This is a genomic window from Niastella koreensis GR20-10 (genome assembly GCF_000246855.1).
GTDB lineage: Bacteria > Bacteroidota > Bacteroidia > Chitinophagales > Chitinophagaceae > Niastella > Niastella koreensis.
On sequence record NC_016609.1, the window covers coordinates 2,447,211 to 2,466,026 of the forward strand.

At 45.7% G+C, this 18,816-nt stretch carries 15 protein-coding genes; 7 read left to right on the forward strand and 8 right to left on the reverse strand.

Annotation, left to right across the window (positions count from 1 at the left end):
- Positions 1-61 precede the first annotated feature (61 nt).
- The 3 genes from NIAKO_RS09905 to NIAKO_RS09915 all read right to left on the reverse strand — a co-directional run bounded on the left by NIAKO_RS09905 (position 62) and on the right by NIAKO_RS09915 (position 5,939).
- Positions 62-1,948, reverse strand: coding sequence for a DUF3857 domain-containing protein (locus tag NIAKO_RS09905; protein WP_041346574.1), 1,887 nt, complete (start codon positions 1,946-1,948; stop codon positions 62-64).
- Positions 1,949-1,962: 14 nt separating this feature from the next.
- The gene (locus NIAKO_RS09910) at positions 1,963-3,900 is read right to left on the reverse strand and encodes a DUF3857 domain-containing protein (RefSeq protein ID WP_014218281.1); all 1,938 of its coding nucleotides are present in this window, start codon (positions 3,898-3,900) and stop codon (positions 1,963-1,965) included.
- Positions 3,901-4,028: 128 nt separating this feature from the next.
- The gene (locus NIAKO_RS09915) at positions 4,029-5,939 is read right to left on the reverse strand and encodes a DUF3857 domain-containing protein (protein ID WP_014218282.1); all 1,911 of its coding nucleotides are present in this window, start codon (positions 5,937-5,939) and stop codon (positions 4,029-4,031) included.
- Between the two features lie 324 nt (positions 5,940-6,263).
- Here NIAKO_RS09915 and NIAKO_RS09920 point away from each other — a divergent pair, with 324 nt between their 5' ends.
- Positions 6,264-7,232, forward strand: a complete 969-nt coding sequence (locus NIAKO_RS09920) for a TraB/GumN family protein (protein ID WP_049815496.1) — start codon at positions 6,264-6,266, stop codon at positions 7,230-7,232.
- 160 nt (positions 7,233-7,392) lie between these two features.
- On the opposite strand, the gene NIAKO_RS09925 is transcribed toward NIAKO_RS09920, so the two are convergent.
- The gene (locus NIAKO_RS09925) at positions 7,393-7,809 is read right to left on the reverse strand and encodes a nucleoside-diphosphate kinase (protein ID WP_014218284.1); all 417 of its coding nucleotides are present in this window, start codon (positions 7,807-7,809) and stop codon (positions 7,393-7,395) included.
- Positions 7,810-8,216: 407 nt separating this feature from the next.
- Between NIAKO_RS09925 and NIAKO_RS09935 the strand changes: the two genes are divergently transcribed.
- The gene (locus NIAKO_RS09935; protein WP_014218285.1) at positions 8,217-9,224 is read left to right on the forward strand and encodes a DHH family phosphoesterase; all 1,008 of its coding nucleotides are present in this window, start codon (positions 8,217-8,219) and stop codon (positions 9,222-9,224) included.
- A gap of 21 nt (positions 9,225-9,245) precedes the next feature.
- Positions 9,246-10,205, forward strand: a complete 960-nt coding sequence (locus NIAKO_RS09940) for an FKBP-type peptidyl-prolyl cis-trans isomerase (RefSeq protein WP_014218286.1) — start codon at positions 9,246-9,248, stop codon at positions 10,203-10,205.
- A gap of 76 nt (positions 10,206-10,281) precedes the next feature.
- Here NIAKO_RS09940 and folP read toward each other — a convergent pair whose 3' ends face one another.
- Positions 10,282-11,109: a dihydropteroate synthase gene (gene folP / locus NIAKO_RS09945; protein WP_014218287.1), complete on the reverse strand. Its 828-nt coding sequence runs from the start codon at positions 11,107-11,109 to the stop codon at positions 10,282-10,284.
- A gap of 197 nt (positions 11,110-11,306) precedes the next feature.
- On the opposite strand from folP, the gene NIAKO_RS09950 reads away from it, so the two are divergent.
- From NIAKO_RS09950 to NIAKO_RS09960, 3 genes are all read left to right on the forward strand, one after another.
- The gene (locus NIAKO_RS09950; protein WP_014218288.1) at positions 11,307-12,440 is read left to right on the forward strand and encodes a BT_3928 family protein; all 1,134 of its coding nucleotides are present in this window, start codon (positions 11,307-11,309) and stop codon (positions 12,438-12,440) included.
- 121 nt (positions 12,441-12,561) lie between these two features.
- The gene (locus NIAKO_RS09955) at positions 12,562-13,614 is read left to right on the forward strand and encodes an ABC transporter permease (RefSeq protein WP_041346581.1); all 1,053 of its coding nucleotides are present in this window, start codon (positions 12,562-12,564) and stop codon (positions 13,612-13,614) included.
- A 131-nt stretch (positions 13,615-13,745) separates the two neighbouring features.
- Positions 13,746-14,645, forward strand: a complete 900-nt coding sequence (locus NIAKO_RS09960) for an SMP-30/gluconolactonase/LRE family protein (RefSeq protein ID WP_014218290.1) — start codon at positions 13,746-13,748, stop codon at positions 14,643-14,645.
- Positions 14,646-14,704: 59 nt separating this feature from the next.
- Here NIAKO_RS09960 and NIAKO_RS09965 read toward each other — a convergent pair whose 3' ends face one another.
- The 3 genes from NIAKO_RS09965 to recF form a co-directional block, all read right to left on the reverse strand.
- Complete coding sequence (locus NIAKO_RS09965) at positions 14,705-15,343, reverse strand: carbonic anhydrase (protein ID WP_014218291.1); 639 nt, start codon at positions 15,341-15,343, stop codon at positions 14,705-14,707.
- 107 nt (positions 15,344-15,450) lie between these two features.
- A complete protein-coding gene (locus tag NIAKO_RS09970; RefSeq protein WP_014218292.1) occupies positions 15,451-15,732 on the reverse strand; it encodes a DciA family protein in 282 nt (93 codons plus the stop codon).
- Positions 15,733-15,839: 107 nt separating this feature from the next.
- On the reverse strand, positions 15,840-16,922 hold the full coding sequence (recF, locus tag NIAKO_RS09975; protein WP_014218293.1) for a DNA replication/repair protein RecF: 1,083 nt from the start codon (positions 16,920-16,922) through the stop codon (positions 15,840-15,842).
- Positions 16,923-17,786: 864 nt separating this feature from the next.
- On the opposite strand from recF, the gene pdhA reads away from it, so the two are divergent.
- A complete protein-coding gene (gene pdhA / locus NIAKO_RS09980) occupies positions 17,787-18,782 on the forward strand; it encodes a pyruvate dehydrogenase (acetyl-transferring) E1 component subunit alpha (protein WP_041348364.1) in 996 nt (331 codons plus the stop codon).
- Positions 18,783-18,816: the final 34 nt, after the last annotated feature.

Below are 18,816 nucleotides of genomic sequence, written 5' to 3' on the forward strand. Positions count from 1 at the left end.
CCAGGTTCCAGGTTTCAAGTTCCAGGGACAACTTGGAACCTGAAACCTGGAACTCGAAACTTTATTCTTTCTTGATAACTATCCTTTGCGTATCATCCATCAGTATTTCATCAAACAACTTCTTTATCTCCGCATAACCGGCAACGGGGATCTTTTGCTTTTTCAGCACCAGGGATGCCGTGCTGTACACCGCTTTTTCGGTTTCGTTATACCAGTATTTGGTGGTATAAGTGGCCAAAGCGCCCGATAATTCCTTTGGTTTGGGCAGCGCTTCTACCGATGCGCCGGCCGGTAATTTAAAAACAGTTGTATCGGTGCGTTCAAAGGGGTATCTGAAATAATAATCCTGTTTACGGTCGTCCGATTTTGGCAGTGATCTTGACCAGAACCGGTAAATGCGGGGACTGATGAACAGTTTATTGCCGGCATTGAACTCATGCACCTTTTCGTAGGTCATTTCCAGGTCGGTGGTAAATTCGGCGGTGCCTTCTATTTGTTTATAGTTAAAGTCGTCCGGCTGTTTAAAGTTCAGGTCGTTCACTATAAATTCTTTCTGATCGTCTTTCTTCTCATCTAAAAAGTACTTCATCTGTTCTTTAAACTCTCCGGTAGTGACAAAGGTGGTATGGCTGGTGCCCGAGCCATCAGGTTGCAGGTCAATTACCGTACGTACCTTGTATACATTTTCAGAACATTTACTTTCGGGGGTGGCCACCAGAACGCCGCCATTTTCCGTGATCAGTAAGGCATTGCGGTTTTCGGTAAAGGAGCCTAAGGTATTAAAGTCAATGGTATTACTGGTACATTCCAGCCATACCGTGTCTTTTTCCTGGGGCACACAAAGAATAACGTGGTTACTGAATTTGGAAGGGAAGTCGGCATCCATGGCCAGGGCATTTACTCCGGCATTAATAACGGCGCTGTAGCTTTTAATACCCACCGCATTCAGCATGGCCTTCATGCAATTGCTCAGCGCTTTACAATCGCCATACTTTTTCTTTTCGGTAAAGTCGGCAGAGAATGGGCGCAAGCCGCCAATGCCCAGCTGTATGCTCACATACCGGAAATTCTTTTGCAAATAGGTATACAGCCTTCTGATCTTTTCCAGATTGTTGGGGGCGTCTTTGACCATATCGTTAAAAAAAGCAACCCGGTCGGGTGGTAATTTATCCAGCCCTTTGCACAGGTTCCCGTACCAGGCGCCAAAGCTTTTCCAGGTGCTCAGGTCGCCTTCAAAATCATCGAACTTAAACCGGTTGGGCGCCAGCATCACATAAGGATAAGGTCTAACCGAACCTGCTTCGTATTTTACGGCCGGCAGGTTTTTTACCGACCAGCGGTACCATTTATAGTTGCCATCTTCGCCGGTCTCAGGTTTTAAGGTGATGTTCTTTTCTTTATAGCGCAGGTCAAGGTCCTTGGGCACTTTGGCGGTGAACACGGATGATTCCACGCTTTCATTGGCATCCTGGATCTCGAAGCTGGGGAACAACAGGTTGCCCTTTAGTTTTACACTGTACTTCACTTCAAACGTAACAGGAAAGCTGGAGGAAGGAAACCGCACATAAGTGACCTTGCTATCGTCTATCAGGTTATCGCCACCTTCCGCGGTGGTGATCATATCTTTTTGTTTGTACCTGTTTATTTGCCGGCCATTGGCATCAAACACTTTTACTTCTGCATCATCCAGAATATGAAATTTATCGGTATACTCGGCAAAATGGAGAGCGCTTTTGCCTTTCTCATTCATCACCGTAATGATCTGGTGTACGGTCACTGACGACCGGTCGATGTCGGTTACTTCAAAGGTAATTTCCTCCAGCCGTTTAATGATGTCGGCATCTTTTTTCACTGTTTCGGGTACCGACAACAGGGCGTAGGGAGATATTTGCGCCGTGAGACTGCAGGCGGCGCAAATGGCGGTTATCAGGGATAAACACTTTTTCATATTTAGCATATCAATTATCCTTTTTTCTTAATGGCGATCTGTTCACTCAAGATAGCAAATAGCTGTTTATAGAATTCCTTAAAGTCAGGGTATTCCTGTACGGCAAAAAACGGCTTTGTAAATTCCAGCGCCACTCTTATTGAAACCTGGTTGCTTTCGGCCACCATCCGGCGGGTGATGGAAATGCTGGTATCGGGCATTATCATGCGCATACTCTTCGGCAATGTTTCAAATGCATAGCCATCAGGGATGGTTATATTGGCCACTATGCTGAACGACTGGTTGGTGCCAAAGAAAATATCCGAAAACCGGTTGTCGGCCAGGAACGGGTTTTTCTCCAGGCTGGTAAACAGGTTGGTGGAGAAATATTTGTAATCGCCTGAAGAGCTTACGGGTAAATTGAAATGCACTTTTTGCACCAGTGGCAGGGAATCGGCATCCAGGTTTTCCAGTTCCAGACTGTCTACCTGCGCGCCCTGATTATCTGTTTTGAAGTAGTGCTCCAGGAATTTGGCCTTGTCTTTTTTAGCTTCTTCAATCCGCTGCAAGCGGGCATAATCGTAGCTGTAGAGGGAAGCCCTGCCGTTCATTGCGCCTTTTTCGTCAATGGTCGCCTGCATCACCACTACATTCCTGTTTAACGATTTCTCGTTCCACAACGGTCTCCAGCCCCATTCAAAAGTTTCGGGTTTTTCAATAACCAATCCTTCCGAATACATCACATTTTGGGGTATCAGGAATGATGGGGTGATCTTTTCGGTGGCATCCAGTACGTACACTTTATCGTCAATTTCAACGTACGCCATTACTTTATTAAACTGACTTCTATCGGCAACCATACTGTTAACAACCCCATGTTCACGGGTGCTTACCAGCAGGGCGTGCGCTTTCAGGTCGGCATCTTTCAGCAGGTTCACTAATATCAGATTAATTTCCCCGCTGGTGCCCTTTTTATCTTTCCACGCTGCTCTAACGCCATTCAGTGCCCAGATATTACTGAGGCCATTCCATTCCATGTTCTTACGAACGTATTCATGAATGATCACCATTTTACGATAGGGGTCGGTGATGTTTTTCAGGGCAGAATCGAGGCCGCTCGTACGGGGGATGTTCCTTTTCAGCTGTACGCCGAAATCCTCATCTTCCATCAGTTTTTTTATTTCCTCCGGCCAGTTCTTTATCAGGTTTTCCCGGCGGGTGGGCAGGTTAAGGGCCATTGGCCTGAACTCGACGCGTTGCAGATAATCCTTATCACAACTGATGTAGGGCTCATCGCGTAACGCGGGAATATTTTTCATGACATAGGTCTGAATGCTGCGGTTGGATTTGTCTTCCTTCTTTGATTCATACGGCAATACGCAATACGGTGTTGAATACAATTCAATTTCATTGGGAAAGTCAACCCGGTAACGGCTGTATTTCACCGGAACATCGCGTTGAAAATACCAATTCTCCAGGCTGATGCCGCTCCAGGCCTGTTTCCATTTGTATTCAACAATACTGCCGGCTTTTACCTCGGGGAAGGTGAATACCTGTTCATGGTAGTATTTATCGATCTTCTTGTCATAAATGAGACTTTTCTCCACTTTGGTGGCAACAACATTGCCTGCACCATCCAGGTTATAGGTTTGGGCCTGCAGGTTCTTGATGTATTCCACATTCTTGTAGCTGAAATAGGGGATGTGAATGTCGGCCTTGTCCTTGCCTTTGTCTTTCAGGATCTTTATGCGTACATGGCGTTCCAGTGTCATGTCGCCGCCAGATACGATGTCGCAATACAATTCGCCTACATCGAACAACACAACAGCATCGGCTTTGGCATCAAAATCACATTCTTTCATTTCCAGGTCGGCTTTTTCAATTTTACCAAAGGCTGGAATGTCACTGCCCTTCTGGGCAAACAACGCTACCGGCAGTATAAGCCAGGCAAGCAGGGTTAATGATCGCTTCATTGGGTTTTTTATGGTTAAATTCTTCAATTTGTGAATTGGTAAACGGCAAACGGCAGACGGCAGACGGCAAATGGCAAACAGGGTTTCCGGCATTCTGGTTTTATTTCTGCCGTCTGCCTTCTGCCATCTTATGGTTTTCTCAAAACAATCTGCTCGTTCATGATCCCCGCCATTTTTTTGTAAAACTCCTTTACATATACGTATTCATCGGCGGTGAACACCGGGCGCAAAAAGTTGATATCATACTTCACGTGCAGCTCATTGTCCTTTACTTCCATATACCGCATAAAGGTGATGCTGGTGTCGGGCATTATCATGCGCAGGTTTTTAGGCAGCGTTTCAATTTTCAACGATGGCGGCAGGTCAATATTCTCCAGTACCGAATACGATCGCAGACAACCGAAATCGATATCCGTAAAGCGGATGTCGGAGATGAACGGATTTTTTGCAATGCCGGTGAACAGGTTCAGGTTAACCAGTTTGTAATCGCCGCTGGCTATTGGCGGAGCAGAAAAATTAAATTGCTGGTCCAGAGCCATGGAATCGTTATCCATATTCTGTAATTGCAGGCTATCCACTTTCAGTCCGGCCTCATAAGTAGTATAATAGTTTTCCTTGAAGCGTTCTTTATCACGCATCCAGTCCCGCATGCGGTTAAGCCTGGCATATTCATTACTTTGAATAAAGGCTTTGCCGGTCATGGCGCCATTGTCGTCAATCCGGGCCTGGATACTTACAAAGTTCCGGTCCTTTTTTTCTGTTTCAGTAAGGGTAATAATACCGCCTTTCTTTTTATTTACCAGGAATGCTTTTGTATTGATTACAGAGAAAGGGATCATAAAGGGCGGGGTATAGGGCCCCGCAATATCCAGGATATATTTTTTATCATCGATGAGCACACAGGCCATTGTTTTATTGAACTGGTAAATGAAAGGTAACTCGGCGTTTACTTTACCATTGCCCCGTTCGCTTACCAGCAGGGGATATACTTCCAGGCCGGCTTCTTTCAGCAGGTTTATCAGCAACAGGTTAATATCGGCACTGCTGCCCTGCTTTTTTTCCCAGGCATCTTTAACGCCATCAACAGACCAAATACTAATGAGGCCATTCCAGCTGATATTTTTATAAACGAAATTGTAAACGGCCGCCATCCTTTCATAAGCAGGGGAGATAGCTTTTACTTTTTCGAGCCACTCAGCGCCCACCGGGATATTTTTATTCAGCTGACCGCCGTAAGAAGAGTTGGACATTAATTCACGGATAACTTCATCCCAGGTAGTCATATAATGTTGTGTGCCGCCAAATGTGCCTGCATAACCCGACATTTGAAATTCTATATGCTGCAGGTAATCTTTTTCAGCATCCATATACGGCTCATCCCGTAACCCGGCTATTTCGTTCATTTCAAAATAGATGCGGCCCTCTTGTTTATCTTTTTTAATCACAATTGGCAGGCGATCGCTTTTAAAAACTCGGTAGGTAAATTCATAGTTGGGGAGTACCGCCAGCGAAAAATGGCTGTGCATAACAGGTATCTCGCGTTGGAAATTCCAATCGTCGAGGTGATAGCTTTTAGCGGTGGTAATATATTTATAGTCCAGAATAGTACCCGGCTGTACATCGGGCATGGCTATTTTTACAACAGACCATCTGTCGTTTATCTTTTGACGAAATACGGCAGACTGCGGAACTTTTTTGACTTCGGGAGCTGATTTGGGACTGTATGTATAGGCTTCAACGTCGCTTACAAATTGCAATTCGTCTTTACTGTAATAACGGATAGAAACATCCCCATAGTGGATTCCTTTTGATTTCAGGATCTTTAACCGGGTACGCCGGGTAGTAACCTGTTCATTCCGGTCATTGTGGTCAACGCGTGCATCGTCAAAGATCACCACGGCGTCGGCTTCTTTATCGAACGGGCATTCGGTGATCGATTTCTCGGCCTCAGTAAATTCCCCGGGTTCAGGCAGGGTGGTTTGTGCGGTACAAAGCGTAACAAGTGCCAGGCACAGCAAGCTACAAACAAAGCGTTTCATGCAATTAGTTAAATGTCGAATATCGAATAATGAATGTTGAATGTAGAAGGGAAAACCCAATCTAAGGGTTTAACTTCGACATTGGTTATTCGAATTCGGTGTTCGGTGTTCGATAATAAACGTTGTCTGATTCGTTTATTTCCCCGTTCCCTGGTTTTGTAAATTTATTCGTACATCTCAACAAGCGGGTTTAGCTTTGTTGAGTATTCCGGATGTGCTATTACCGGTGCTTTATGAAGCTACGCACCGCAATTATAATAAAAAAAAGCACCCTATTCAACAGGCAGGACAAAAGCAAGCACTATGTTACCGAAAAAAGTTAGTATGTTATTTTTTTATGTGGCCCTGGCCATGACCGGATTGGGACAGCAAAACGCCAATTCTAGCAAAAAAGAAAACGCTTCGGTGTCGAAAGGCAATCATAACCACTTAAATAACACGTTGTTATGGAAAATAAGCGGCAACGGTCTCAAACGGCCGAGTTACCTGTATGGCACCATGCACGTATTGTGCGCCGAAGATGCCACGGTGAGCGATAGCCTTAAATTTGTTATAAAAAATTGTGACCAGATCTACTTTGAGCTGGATATGGACAATTTAGGTGAAACGCTGGGCGCGCTGAAATACCTGCGAATGAACAACGGCACCAAACTGTCGGAGTTGCTTACCAAAGAAGAATATGCCAAAGTGGAAGCCTATTTTAAACAAAATTCACTGCCTTTAAGCATGTTCAACCGGGTGAAACCGTTTTTCATTTCCAGTCTTATTGGCGAACAAATGATGGAGTGTCCCGGAAGCGAGGGACAGGGATCGTCGTTTCTTTCGCAAAAGAACGGGATGGAAGAATTGATTATGCGGGAAAGCAAACAGTATAATAAAGAAATAAAGGGATTGGAAACAACCGAGTTCCAGGCCTCCATTTTCGACAGCATCCCTTATGCCAAACAGGCAAAAGAGCTGGTAACTTATATAGACAGCATCGATACCTACAGGGCCGCCACCCTGGAAATGGTAAAAGCGTACCGCGAGCAAAACCTGGAGTTGCTGGATTCGCTCTCGAATAAAAGCGACCCGGGCATGGAAGCAGATTATATGGACCTGTTATTATATGGCCGCAACCGCCACTGGGTTGAACAAATGCCGGCCCTGATGAAAGAGAACAGTTTGTTGTTTGCAGTGGGAGCGGGGCATTTACCAGGTGAGCAGGGGGTAATTAATCTGCTGCGAAAGAAGGGGTTTCGGGTTACTCCAATGAAGAATATCGGGAAGAGTAAGAATACGGAGTCGCTGTAGGAGGGTTGATAGGGTTGACAAGTTAACAGGTTAACAAGTTGAAATGTCTTAATATAAAAGGCGTGGTTCGTTAAAACGGACCACGCCTTTTGTTTTTCGGGGTTGAGGTCATTAAAACCTTTATCAACCCTGTCAACTCTATTAACTTTATCAACTTTTTTTAAAACTGCTCCAATCCACTAAAGAAGAAACTGCCTTCGATAGCGGCATTTTCATCGCTGTCGCTGCCATGTACGGCGTTTTCGCCAATAGAGGTAGCAAACAGTTTGCGGATGGTGCCGGCTTCGGCCTGGGCGGGGTTGGTAGCACCGATCAGGGTACGAAATGCGTTAACGGCATTGTCTTTTTCCAAAATGGCGGCAATAATCACTCCGCTGCTCATAAAATCAACCAGTTCGCCATAAAACGGACGCTCTTTGTGCACAGCATAGAACTCACCGGCTTTTTCCTTGCTTAATTTGGTCAATTTCAGCGATACAACGCGGAACCCTTCTTTTATGATCCGGTCTAAAATCGCTCCGGCATGCCCATTCTTCATGGCATCGGGTTTAATCATGGTAAACGTGCGGTTACTCATACAATCTTCAATTTTGGCCGCGAAGGTAAGGAAAAGGCATCGAGGCACAAAGGCAACAAGGCATAAAGGCATAGAGGCAACAAGGCATAAAGGCATAGAGGCACAAAGGCAACAAGGTATCGAGGCAACGAGGAACAAAGGCAACCAGGAACAAGGTAACAAGAAACGCTGGTTTGGGCATATTTCCTGGTTTTTCCCCTTCGATGCCTAGTAGCCTTGACTCCTCGCCCCTCATTCCCTTGTTCCCTAGACCTCTCGTTCGCTTTTGCCTTTATACCTTTGTGCCTTTATGCCTGGTTTTCTTGTTGCCTGGCATCTGTTGATCGGAAACCGGTTTATAGTAACTAATTTCTATATAAACTGCTTTTGGTGTTTGGTTTTTATTTCCGCAACTTTGCTGCCGTTTCATGAAACCTATACAAGACATATATCCCCATTTAACAACCCCACGCAATGTGGTGATTACCACGCATCAGAAGCCCGATGCGGACGCCATGGGCAGCTCCCTGGCCATGTATCATTTTCTAACCTCCCTGGGTCACTCGGTAACCGTAGTTTCCCCTACCAATTGGGCCAAATGGCTCGACTGGATGCCCGGAGCAGCGAATGTGATAGATTATGAACTGCAGCGCGACCGGGGCGAGGCCGCCTTACAACAGGCGCAATGGGTTTTTTGCCTCGATTTCAATGTGCTGGTACGTACCAAGCACATGGCAAATACCCTGCGTGTGGGCCTTTACGACCGTATTTTAATTGACCATCACCAGCAACCTGAGGTTCCTCTGTTTACCTGGGGTATCAGCGATACCGGTAAAAGCAGCACCTGCGAAATGGTGTATGATTTTATCGTTGGCGGCGGCTACGGCGACCGGATCACCCCGGCCATTGCCGATTGCCTGTACGCCGGTGTAATGACCGATACCGGTTCATTCCGCTTTCCTTCGGCCAGCGCTGCCGTGCACCGCATGGTGGCCGATCTGAAAGACCGCGGTTTGCAGCATACCCAGGTGCACGAAAATATTTACGATAATTTCCACGAAAACAGGCTCCGGTTTATCGGGCACATCCTGCTGCACCGGATGGACCTGTTCTACGAATACAATACAGCCCTGATCGCTATTCCCAAAAAAGACCTGTTGCGCTATGAGGTTAAAACCGGTGATACCGAAGGCCTGGTGAACTGGCCATTGAGTATTCAGGGTATTAAATTGGCCGCACTGGTGATTGACCGCGATGAAGAACGCAAATGGAGCTTCCGCAGCAAAGGGGATTTTGATGTAAATACCTTTGCCCGTACTTATTTTGAAGGCGGTGGCCATTTCAATGCAGCCGGAGGCCGCAGCAGTGATTCCCTCGATGGAACCGTTCAACGCTTCTTTGAGGCTATGAAAGAAAACGCTTTGCAGTTACAATAAAACTTTATTACAAATATTCAAATGAAAAAAACAACGATTTTATTAAGTGCCCTCTCTGTACTGTTGTTGTCAACGACAGCTTGTAAAAACAGCGGGTTTAAAAAAACAAAAAGCGGTTTGCTTTATAAGATCATCCCTTCGGGCAGCGGGCCCATGATTAAAAGAGGTGATATTATAAAAATTCAGTTTGTACATAAATTAAGGGATTCCGTTCTGGCTAACTCATACGAGCAAATGCCTTTTTATGCAAAGGTTGACAGCGTAGGACCTTCTTACGATCCACAGGAAATTTTCACCATGCTGCACAAAGGCGATAGCGCCGTGGTGATCCGTGAGGCTGACACCCTGGCTAAAAAACAAGGCATGCTGCCCGAGTTTATTAAACCAAAAGATAAACTGATCTTATCTTTCAAAGTGGTAGACGTGTTCAATGTTGACAGCATTGCACAAAAAGACCAGATGGCTGAAATGCAAAAAGCGCAGGAACGCCAGAAAGTGAAAATGGAAAGTCTGAAAGGACCTGCCATAAAAGACCTCGAAGATTACCTGGCTAAAAATAACATTAAAGCTCAAAAAGCTCCTCAGGGTACTTTCGTTGAAGTTAAAGAACCCGGTACCGGCGCCCAGGTTGACTCTGGTAAATATGTCTCCATCCGTTATACTGGTAAAGTATTCCCAACCCTGAAAGTATTTGAAACAAATAACGAACCCGGCAAACCTGCATTTGATGTTCAGGTAGGTGCCCACGCCGTTATTCCTGGTTGGGACGAAGGTTTGAAATACTTCAAAAAAGGTGGAAAGGGTACATTGTACATTCCGTTCTTTAATGCATACGGTGCACAACCTGGTCCTGGTGGCAAACCATACGAGAGCCTGGTATTTGACGTAGAAGTGGTAAACGTGAGCGATAGCGCGCCCAAACAAGCGCCTATGATGCCAATGCCGCCTCAGCAAGGACAACCTCAGCCTCAGCATCATTAATAATAGCTTCGGCTATTACAAGCAAAAATAGAAAGGGCCCTCGACTTTGGTCGGGGGCTTTTCCTTTATCAACCCGTCAACTGGCCAGCTTGTCAACCAGCTTAACTACTTCCTTCGCCTCCTTCACATCATGCACCCGTAAGATATGCGCGCCATTGAGCAGCCCGATGGTGTTTAACACCGTAGTACCGTTCAGGGCTTCCTGCGCAGTTATGCCCAGTGTTTTATAAACCGATGATTTGCGCGAAAGCCCGATGAGGATGGGTTTATCGGGTAGTTGAAGCAGGGCCAGGTTTTTCAGCAAAGTAAAATTATGCGCGGGTGTTTTGGCAAAGCCAAACCCGGGATCAATAATCACATCTTTAATGCCGGCTTTATGGCATTCAGCCGTTTTCTGAATAAAGAAATCCAGCACTTCGCGGGTAACGTTTTCGTACGATGCGTGTTGTTGCATGGTGGCCGGCGTTCCTTTTATATGGGTGCAGATGTAGGGAACACGCAGGGCGCCGGTGGTAGCAATAATGGCCGGATCAACCAGTCCGGCGCTTACATCGTTCACAATGGACGCGCCGGCGGCCACCGCTTCAGCGGCTACCCGGGCATAATAGGTATCGATGGAAATAACAGCTTCGGGAAAATTATAATGCAACGATTCAATAGCGCCCGTAACCCGCTCCAGTTCTTCATCTTCCGAAACGGTGCTGCTGTTGGGGCGGGTGCTTTGCCCGCCAATATCCAGGATGTCGGCCCCGGCTTTCAACATTTCTTCTGCCTGTTTCAGCACCCCGCTTTCGCCCATAAAACGGCTTCCTTCATAAAACGAATCGGGAGTGGTATTGATAATGCCCATCACCAGGGGTTTATCTATTACCAGTAAACGGCCTTTGCAATTCAGCGTATACATTTATGGTTTTGTGTATTACATTTGGGTACTAAAGGTAGAGAAAGGCAACGAGGCAACAAGGCAACGAGAGAGGAAAGGCTACGAGGCATAAAGGCCGCGACGCGGTTTCCGCGAAGTGGTGTATTGCTTTCGGCTTTAACCTTACAGCTTTTAGCCTGGAACTTTATACAATTGAATATTCTCAATACCAATATTGCATGAAGATTTTACTCAATGTAACCCGTATCATAGTAGGCGTTCTTTTTATTTTTTCCGGACTGGTGAAAGCCAATGACCCCCTTGGCCTGAGCTATAAAATGCAGGAGTTTTTTGAAGTGTGGGGCTGGAATTTCCTGGATAATTATACCCTTGCCTTTTCGGTAGCCATGATCGCCTTTGAGATCATTGCCGGAGTGGCCGTGCTGGTAGGCTGGCAAATGAGATTGTTCAGCTGGCTGTTATTACTGCTGATCATTTTCTTCACCTTCCTTACCGGGTACGCCAATTTTAGTGGAAAAATACGCGAATGTGGTTGTTTTGGCGATTGTATCCCCCTTACCGCCGATCAGTCGTTTATGAAAGACCTTATTTTGCTGGTGCTGATTACTTTTATCTTCTGGCAGCAAAACAAAATAAAACCGGCTTTAAGCAAAACCTTCAGCCTGGCAGCGCTTTTCTTTACCGTTGTTTTTTCCTTTGCCTTTCAATGGTTCGTACTGGTGCACCTGCCGGTAAAGGATTGTTTACCTTACAGGATCGGCAATAACATTCCCGAAAAAATGCAGGTGCCGCCCGGTTCCATCCCCGATAGTACCGTGATTAGTTTTGTGTATGAGAAAGCGGGCAAACAGGTGGAGTTTACGGCGGATAACTTTCCTGCCGATTATGACGAGGCTACCTATAAATTTGTAAAGCGGTACGATAAAGTAGTGCGCAAAGGCAATGCCTCACCGGCTATAAAAGATTTCTCGCTGCAAACATTTGATGGGGTAGATACAACCCAGGCCTTGTTGAATACCGATGAGTACCAGTTGTACCTGTTCCTGAAAAATGGCTATACCACTACCGGCGAATGGCCCGGCAAGCTGAGCATGATCATGCACGTCGCCGAAAAGAAACACATAAAAGGATTTATGGTTACCAATGTGGCTATGGAAGCGCTGAAGCAGAACCCGCCGGATGTGTTTTATGCGTTTGTACCGTTGCGTTGTGATGCCACCGCCATTAAAACCGCCGCCCGTACCAACCCCGCTTTGTTTTTGATTAAAAAAGGAACTATCTTAAATAAGTGGAGCTATGCGGATCTTGAACACGCTTTGGGGGTAGTGAATAACTTACCGAATAAAGAGTAGGCAGAAAGCCCAAAGCTGAAAGCCAAAGGCCAAAGGCAAAAAGCGAGGTGCCTGTATTTACTTTAGGCTTTAAGCTTTGACCTTTAGGCCGGCAACAAAGAACCTTTCAATCGACTTCAATTTGATAAAGTATTTTACAAAACGGATTTTCTATGGTTTCCTGGTAATGCTGGGCGTAATCGTACTGGTCTTCCTGCTGTTCCAGGGCTTTGCTGACCCATCCAGATTAATAATGGGGCAGCGGGCCGATGCTGCCACGCAGGAAAATATCCGGCGCGAGCTGTACCTCGATCAACCCAAATGGAAACAGTTTGTGTTGTTCGTGAACGATCTGTCGCCCATAGCCGTTCATACGGATAGTGAGATTGAAAAAAAACAACTGAAAGGTTTCTTCATTGGCGGGGCGGGCCTTAATGTGGCCATTAAAGTGCCTTACCTGCGCCGTTCTTATCAAACCAAAAAAAATGTAGGCGAAATATTGATGGAAGCATTGCCCGGCACCTTGCTGCTGGCCGTTGCCGCCATGTGTATTGCGGTGGCGCTGGGCATTCCGCTGGGGGTACTGGCTGCAGTGAAAAAAGATACCTGGATGGATACGTCCGCCATTTTTACCAGTGTGCTGGGCATTTCGGCCCCATCTTTTTTTATGGGCATTGTAATAGCCTATTTGTTTGGATTTGTATTAAGCCATTATACCGGTTTACACATGACGGGCAGCTGGCGCGATATGGATGAAGTTACCGGTAAACCATACTGGTCGTTACAAAACCTGTGGCTGCCTGCCATTACGCTGGGTATTCGTCCGCTGGCCATTATTACCCAGCTTACGCGCAGCGCCATGCTGGATGTGCTGAACCAGGACTATATCAGAACCGCCTACGCCAAAGGTTTGCCCAAACGAGTGGTGATTTGGAAACATGCCTTACGCAATGCCCTGAACCCCGTAATTACGGCAATAACCGGTTGGTTTGCCGAACTGCTGGCAGGCGCATTTTTTGTAGAATATATTTTTGGCTGGAAAGGGATCGGAAAAGTAACGGTTGATGCACTGGAAAAACTCGATTTCCCGGTAGTGATGGGCTCGGTGTTGATCACCTCTTTCTTTTTTATCCTGGTTAATATATTAGCCGATATATTATATGCTGTTGTAGACCCAAGGGTACGATTACAGTAAAGAATCAGTTAGTAAGTTATTAAGTTCTTGAGTTTTTGCGAAGCTCAAAATCGAAGGCGGGAACCTAAAAACTTAAAAACCCAATAACCCAATAACCTAATAACCTAATAACTTATGAACTTTAGAAAATTATGAATAAACTTTTTATAGCCATTACTGCTATTGTAATGATTGCTGGTTGCCACAGAAAATTAAGTCCGCAGAAAGATTTTCAAAAATCCCTGTTCCGGGCTTATGATCATACAGCGGAGAATTTATTTACAAAGAATTGCGAGGGACCAGCTGTTGATAGGGATGGCCGTTTGTTTGTGGTGAACTTTCAGAAAGACGGCACCATCGGGCTTGTTCAACCCGATGGCAAAGTAGAGTTGTTTTTAACACTCCCGGGCAAAAGCGTGGGCAACAGCATTCGTTTTACCGCAACCGGACATATGCTGGTAGCCGATTTTGTGGAGCATAACATCCTGGAAGTGGACCCTGCTACCAAAGAAGTGACCGTGTATTGCCACGAAGACCGGTTTAACCAGCCCAATGATATCTGCATTAGTAAAAAAACAGGCGTTGTATATGCATCTGATCCCAACTGGCAAAAACAAACCGGGCAGATATGGCGGATTGGCACCGATAAAAAAGCGGTGCTGCTGAAAGAAAACCTGGGTACTACCAATGGCATTTGCCTGAGCCCCGATGAAAAAACGCTGTATGTAAATGAAAGTGTGCAACGCCGCATAGTGGCCTATCAGCTGGATGCTAAAGGCAACATTACCGGTGAGAAAGTATTTGCCACCTTTACCGATTTTGGAATGGATGGAATGAAGTGCGATACCAAAGGTAACTTATATGTTTGCCGGTATGGCAAAGGAACCATCGCCATCTTTAATGATAATGGCCGCCAGTTCCAGGAAGTAGAATTGAAAGGTAAAGACGTGAGCAACATCACCTTTGGTGGTAAAGACGACAGAACCTGTTTTTTGACACTACAGGATAGAAAATGTATTGAGAAGTTCAGATCAGATATACCTGGTAAATAATAAGCGTTAACAAGTTGACAGGTTAACACGTTAACCTGTCAACTTGTTAACCTGTTAACTTACTTCCCGGTAAGATTGTATATTTTTTCGATCCGCTTCAGTATTCCTTCGAAGTCAATATGTAGATCCTTCAGCATCCCATTGTGCAGATCAAACACCCAGCCGTGTACAATGGGGAATCCTTTTTCTTCATACATCAACTGCACGGCAGCGGTTTTAATAACATTGGTAGCCTGTTCAATCACGTTCAGTTCAACCAGGCGGTTATAACGCAGCGTATCATCTTCAATGCTGTCTAACTCCTGTTCGTGTAAACGGTATACATCCCTGATGTTGCGAAGCCAGGGGTTTAAGATGCCCAGGTCAACCGGCTGCATGGCCGCTTTTACCCCGCCACAATTATAATGCCCGCATACAATAATGTGTTTTACCTGCAGGTGCCGTACGGCATAATTCAAAACCGACATTACGTTGAGGTCGATATTGTTTACTATATTGGCAATGTTACGGTGTACAAATATCTCACCGGGGCTGGCGCCCATGATCTCTTCAGCAGTAACGCGGCTATCGCTGCAGCCAATGTACAGGTATTCGGGCGACTGGCCGGCAGCCAGTTTTTCCAAAAAGTTGGCATCTTTTTCCGTTTGCTGAATAACCCATTGACGGTTGTTCTCAAAAATCTGGTCGTATGAGAGCATATGCTATAGTGTTTTCTTAATCAAATAAACAACCGGGCAAAATTGCGCCAAAAAACGCAGCACGCCAACTAAATAGAAAAAAACGGAGAAGGCAAAACGCTGAAAGCTTATTGTATCACTACGTTGTTGATGGTGTTCTCGCCCAGGGTTTCATTTACCCTTTTAATGATATTTTCTTTTTGATACAGGAGTTCCTGTTTCAGTGGGGCCATGCTGGTGCTGATGAATAAGGTTTTACCCTGGATCTGTATTTTTTCGGTGTATTTGGCAATGGTTTTGCCCATGATCTGTTCCCACACATCTTCTATCTGCAATGCCTGTATGTAACCTTTCAACTTGCTATGGTTGAGGAAGTATTTTAGCGCGTCGCCGAGTGAATATTCGCCCATTTTAGTTCTCTGTTTTCAGTTCTCAGTTCTCTGTTCCCCGAACATCGAAGATAAGGACTGTTTGTAATTTATCACTCATTTTGAATTAAAGAACTGTGAACAGTAAACTATAAACTGATTAGCTGATATTGCATGCCCAAACTATCAAAATGGTGCTCAATACGTCCCGGGTGTGTATCTGTAATAAAAACCTGGCCGGCGTTTTTCATACAAACGTGTTCGAGCAGGTTGTGCATGCGGCCGGCATCGAGTTTTTCAAACACATCGTCGAGCAGGAGCAGGGGCGGGAATTGTTTGGCCTGTTTCAGGGTATCGAACTCGGCTAATTTCATGGCAAACAACAGGCTTTTGCGCTGGCCCTGCGAGGCAAGCGATTTAAAAGGCTGGTTGTTGAGCTGGGTATTGATGTCGTCGCGGTGAATACCCCCGCTGGTGCGTTGAACTATGCAATCCTTCTGGCGCAGCCGGTGTAATAATTGCGGAAACGTACAGTCATGCAACTGGCTTTCGTAGGTGAGGGCCAGCGGTTCCGACTGTCCGGCTATCTGGGTATAGAATTTCGACACCAGGGGCAGAAATTCCTGCAGAAACTCCTTTCTTTTTTGATAAATGAAGGCGCCGTACCGGGTCAGTTGTTCGTCGTACACATCCAGCAGGCTGTAATCGCTCATTCTTTTTTCGGCCATCGATTTCAAAAAGCCATTGCGCTGCAGCAATACCTTATTATAATCCATCAGCTGTTGCAGGTAGTGGGCGTCGAGCTGGCAAAGCAGGGCATCGAGCATGCGGCGGCGTTCTTCGCTGCCGCCGGTAATGATCTGCACATCGTCCGGCGCAATGATTACGCAGGGAAGCCTGCCAATATGGGTGGCCAGTTTTTCGTACGGTTCGTCGTTCACGGAAAATTCCTTGCGGCCGGTTTCGCGCAAAACACAAACCACTTTCAGCGGGTCGCCCTGCAGGGTGAAATGGCCTTCAATGCGAAACCCGGCGGAGCCATGTAAGGTGTTCTGGCTATCGCTGCGGGTGAAATAGCTTTTGGTAAAACAGCAGTAATAAATAGCGTCCAGCAGGTTGGTTTTGCCCACGCCGTTCGATCCGCAAATGCCAACTATCCGTTCGGTGAACGGGAATTGCCGGTGTTGATAGTTTTTAAATTGGGTGAGGGATATGTTGTTGAGCGATAGCATTTCGGGATGCAAGATAGCTAATAGCTACTTTCAAATGGGAGGTATCATGTATCTGTTTTGAGGTATTGTTTGTCATTATTGAAGTATGACTATTAAAATTAAGGGGCTTACTTTTCAAATTGCAGGTGCCACTTTTCAATTTGCGGGCGTCTTTATTCAAATTGGAGGGCCATGTTGAGAATTAGAGGGGCATTGTTCATATTATAGGTGTGCCATTATCCAATTTGGAGGCATCGTTGTACAATTTAGAGGTCCCATTACTCAATTTACAGGCATCATTATTCAAATTGCCTACCCAATATTGAATTTTGCCACCAGTTCCTGGCAGGAATTGCAAAATCCCGGAAGGATTTAAGGATTCCTAATGGGAAAAGGGAATTGCTGTTGGGTTTTGTCAATTCCCGGAAGGAAAAGTGAATTCCTTCCGGGTTTTCTCTTTTCCCGGCGGGAAAAGGAAATTCCTTCCGGCTTTTTTGATTTCCCACCAGGAAAAGCTATTCCCTTCCTGGATTTTAAGATCCCCATCGGGATTTGTCATTTCCTGGAGGGAAACGAATATTCCTTCCGGCTTTTCTCTTTTCCTGGAAAATAACCCTGAACCCGGAACGCTGAACTTGAAACTTTGAACTAATAACTGAAAACCTGCCAGTTTTACCGAAATTATGTCTCAAATACAGTCAGAAGATAAGTTTTTCACCCAATCAACTGGCTATCAAACCATCTATTAGGGCTAAAAATGTTAATCCACATTCCATAATTCCCTTTCTTACCCTATCTTTGCCCCCGCCTTTGCCAGCCAGTCCCGATCCCGATCGTAATCGGGAGGAAGGCTTCAGCAGGGTTAAAACCTCAAATTTTTATAAAGTGGCTTCGAAATTCTCCAAAGAAACGTATTTGTATTGGTACGAGTTAATGCTCCTGATCCGTCAATTTGAACTGGCAGCCGAAGAAAAATATAAAATGGAAGGTAAAATCCGCGGCTTTTTCCACGCCTATGTAGGGCAGGAAGCTATTGCTGCTGGTGTAATGACCGCTACCCGCCAGGAAGATCCTTTTGTAACTGCTTACCGCGACCACGGTCTGGCTTTGGCAAAAGGCATGAGCCCTGAAGGTTGTATGGCTGAGTTGTATGGTAAATCAACCGGTGTGGCCAAAGGTAAGGGTGGTAGTATGCACTTCTTTGGTAAAAAAGAATACTTCTTTGGGGGTCACGGTATCGTAGGTGCACAAATTGGCACCGGCGCCGGTTTGGCCTTCGCCGAAAAATATAAAGGAACTGATAACGTATCTGTAACCTTCTTTGGCGATGGTGCTGCCCGTCAGGGTATTTTGCACGAAACTTTCAATATGGCTATGACCTGGAAGTTACCAGCCGTTTTCATTTGCGAAAACAACAACTACGCTATGGGTACCTCTGTTACACGTACCAGTAACGTACACGATATCTTTAAACTGGCCGATGCGTATGAAATGCCTGCTGATTCAGTAGACGGCATGAGCGCTGAAGCTGTGCACGAAGCCATGTCACGCGCGGTTAAAAGAGCCCGTGAAGGCGGTGGACCAACATTACTGGAAATTAAAACGTATCGTTATAAAGGTCACTCCATTTCCGACCCACAGAAATACCGTACCAAGGAAGAGGTGGAAGAGTACAAACAACGTGATCCTATTCAACTGGTGCTGAACACCATCACCAAGAATAAATACGCTACAAAAGACGAGATTGCTGCAATCGACAAACGGGTTAATGACAGAGTAGCGGCTGCTGTGAAATTCGCAGAAGAGTCGCCCATCCCAACTGAGGATGAAGTGTTGAAAGACATTGTGATGACTCCGGATTATCCGTTCATTGTCGATTAAAAACCTGCTTTTCCCTAAGTAAACAACATTGTCA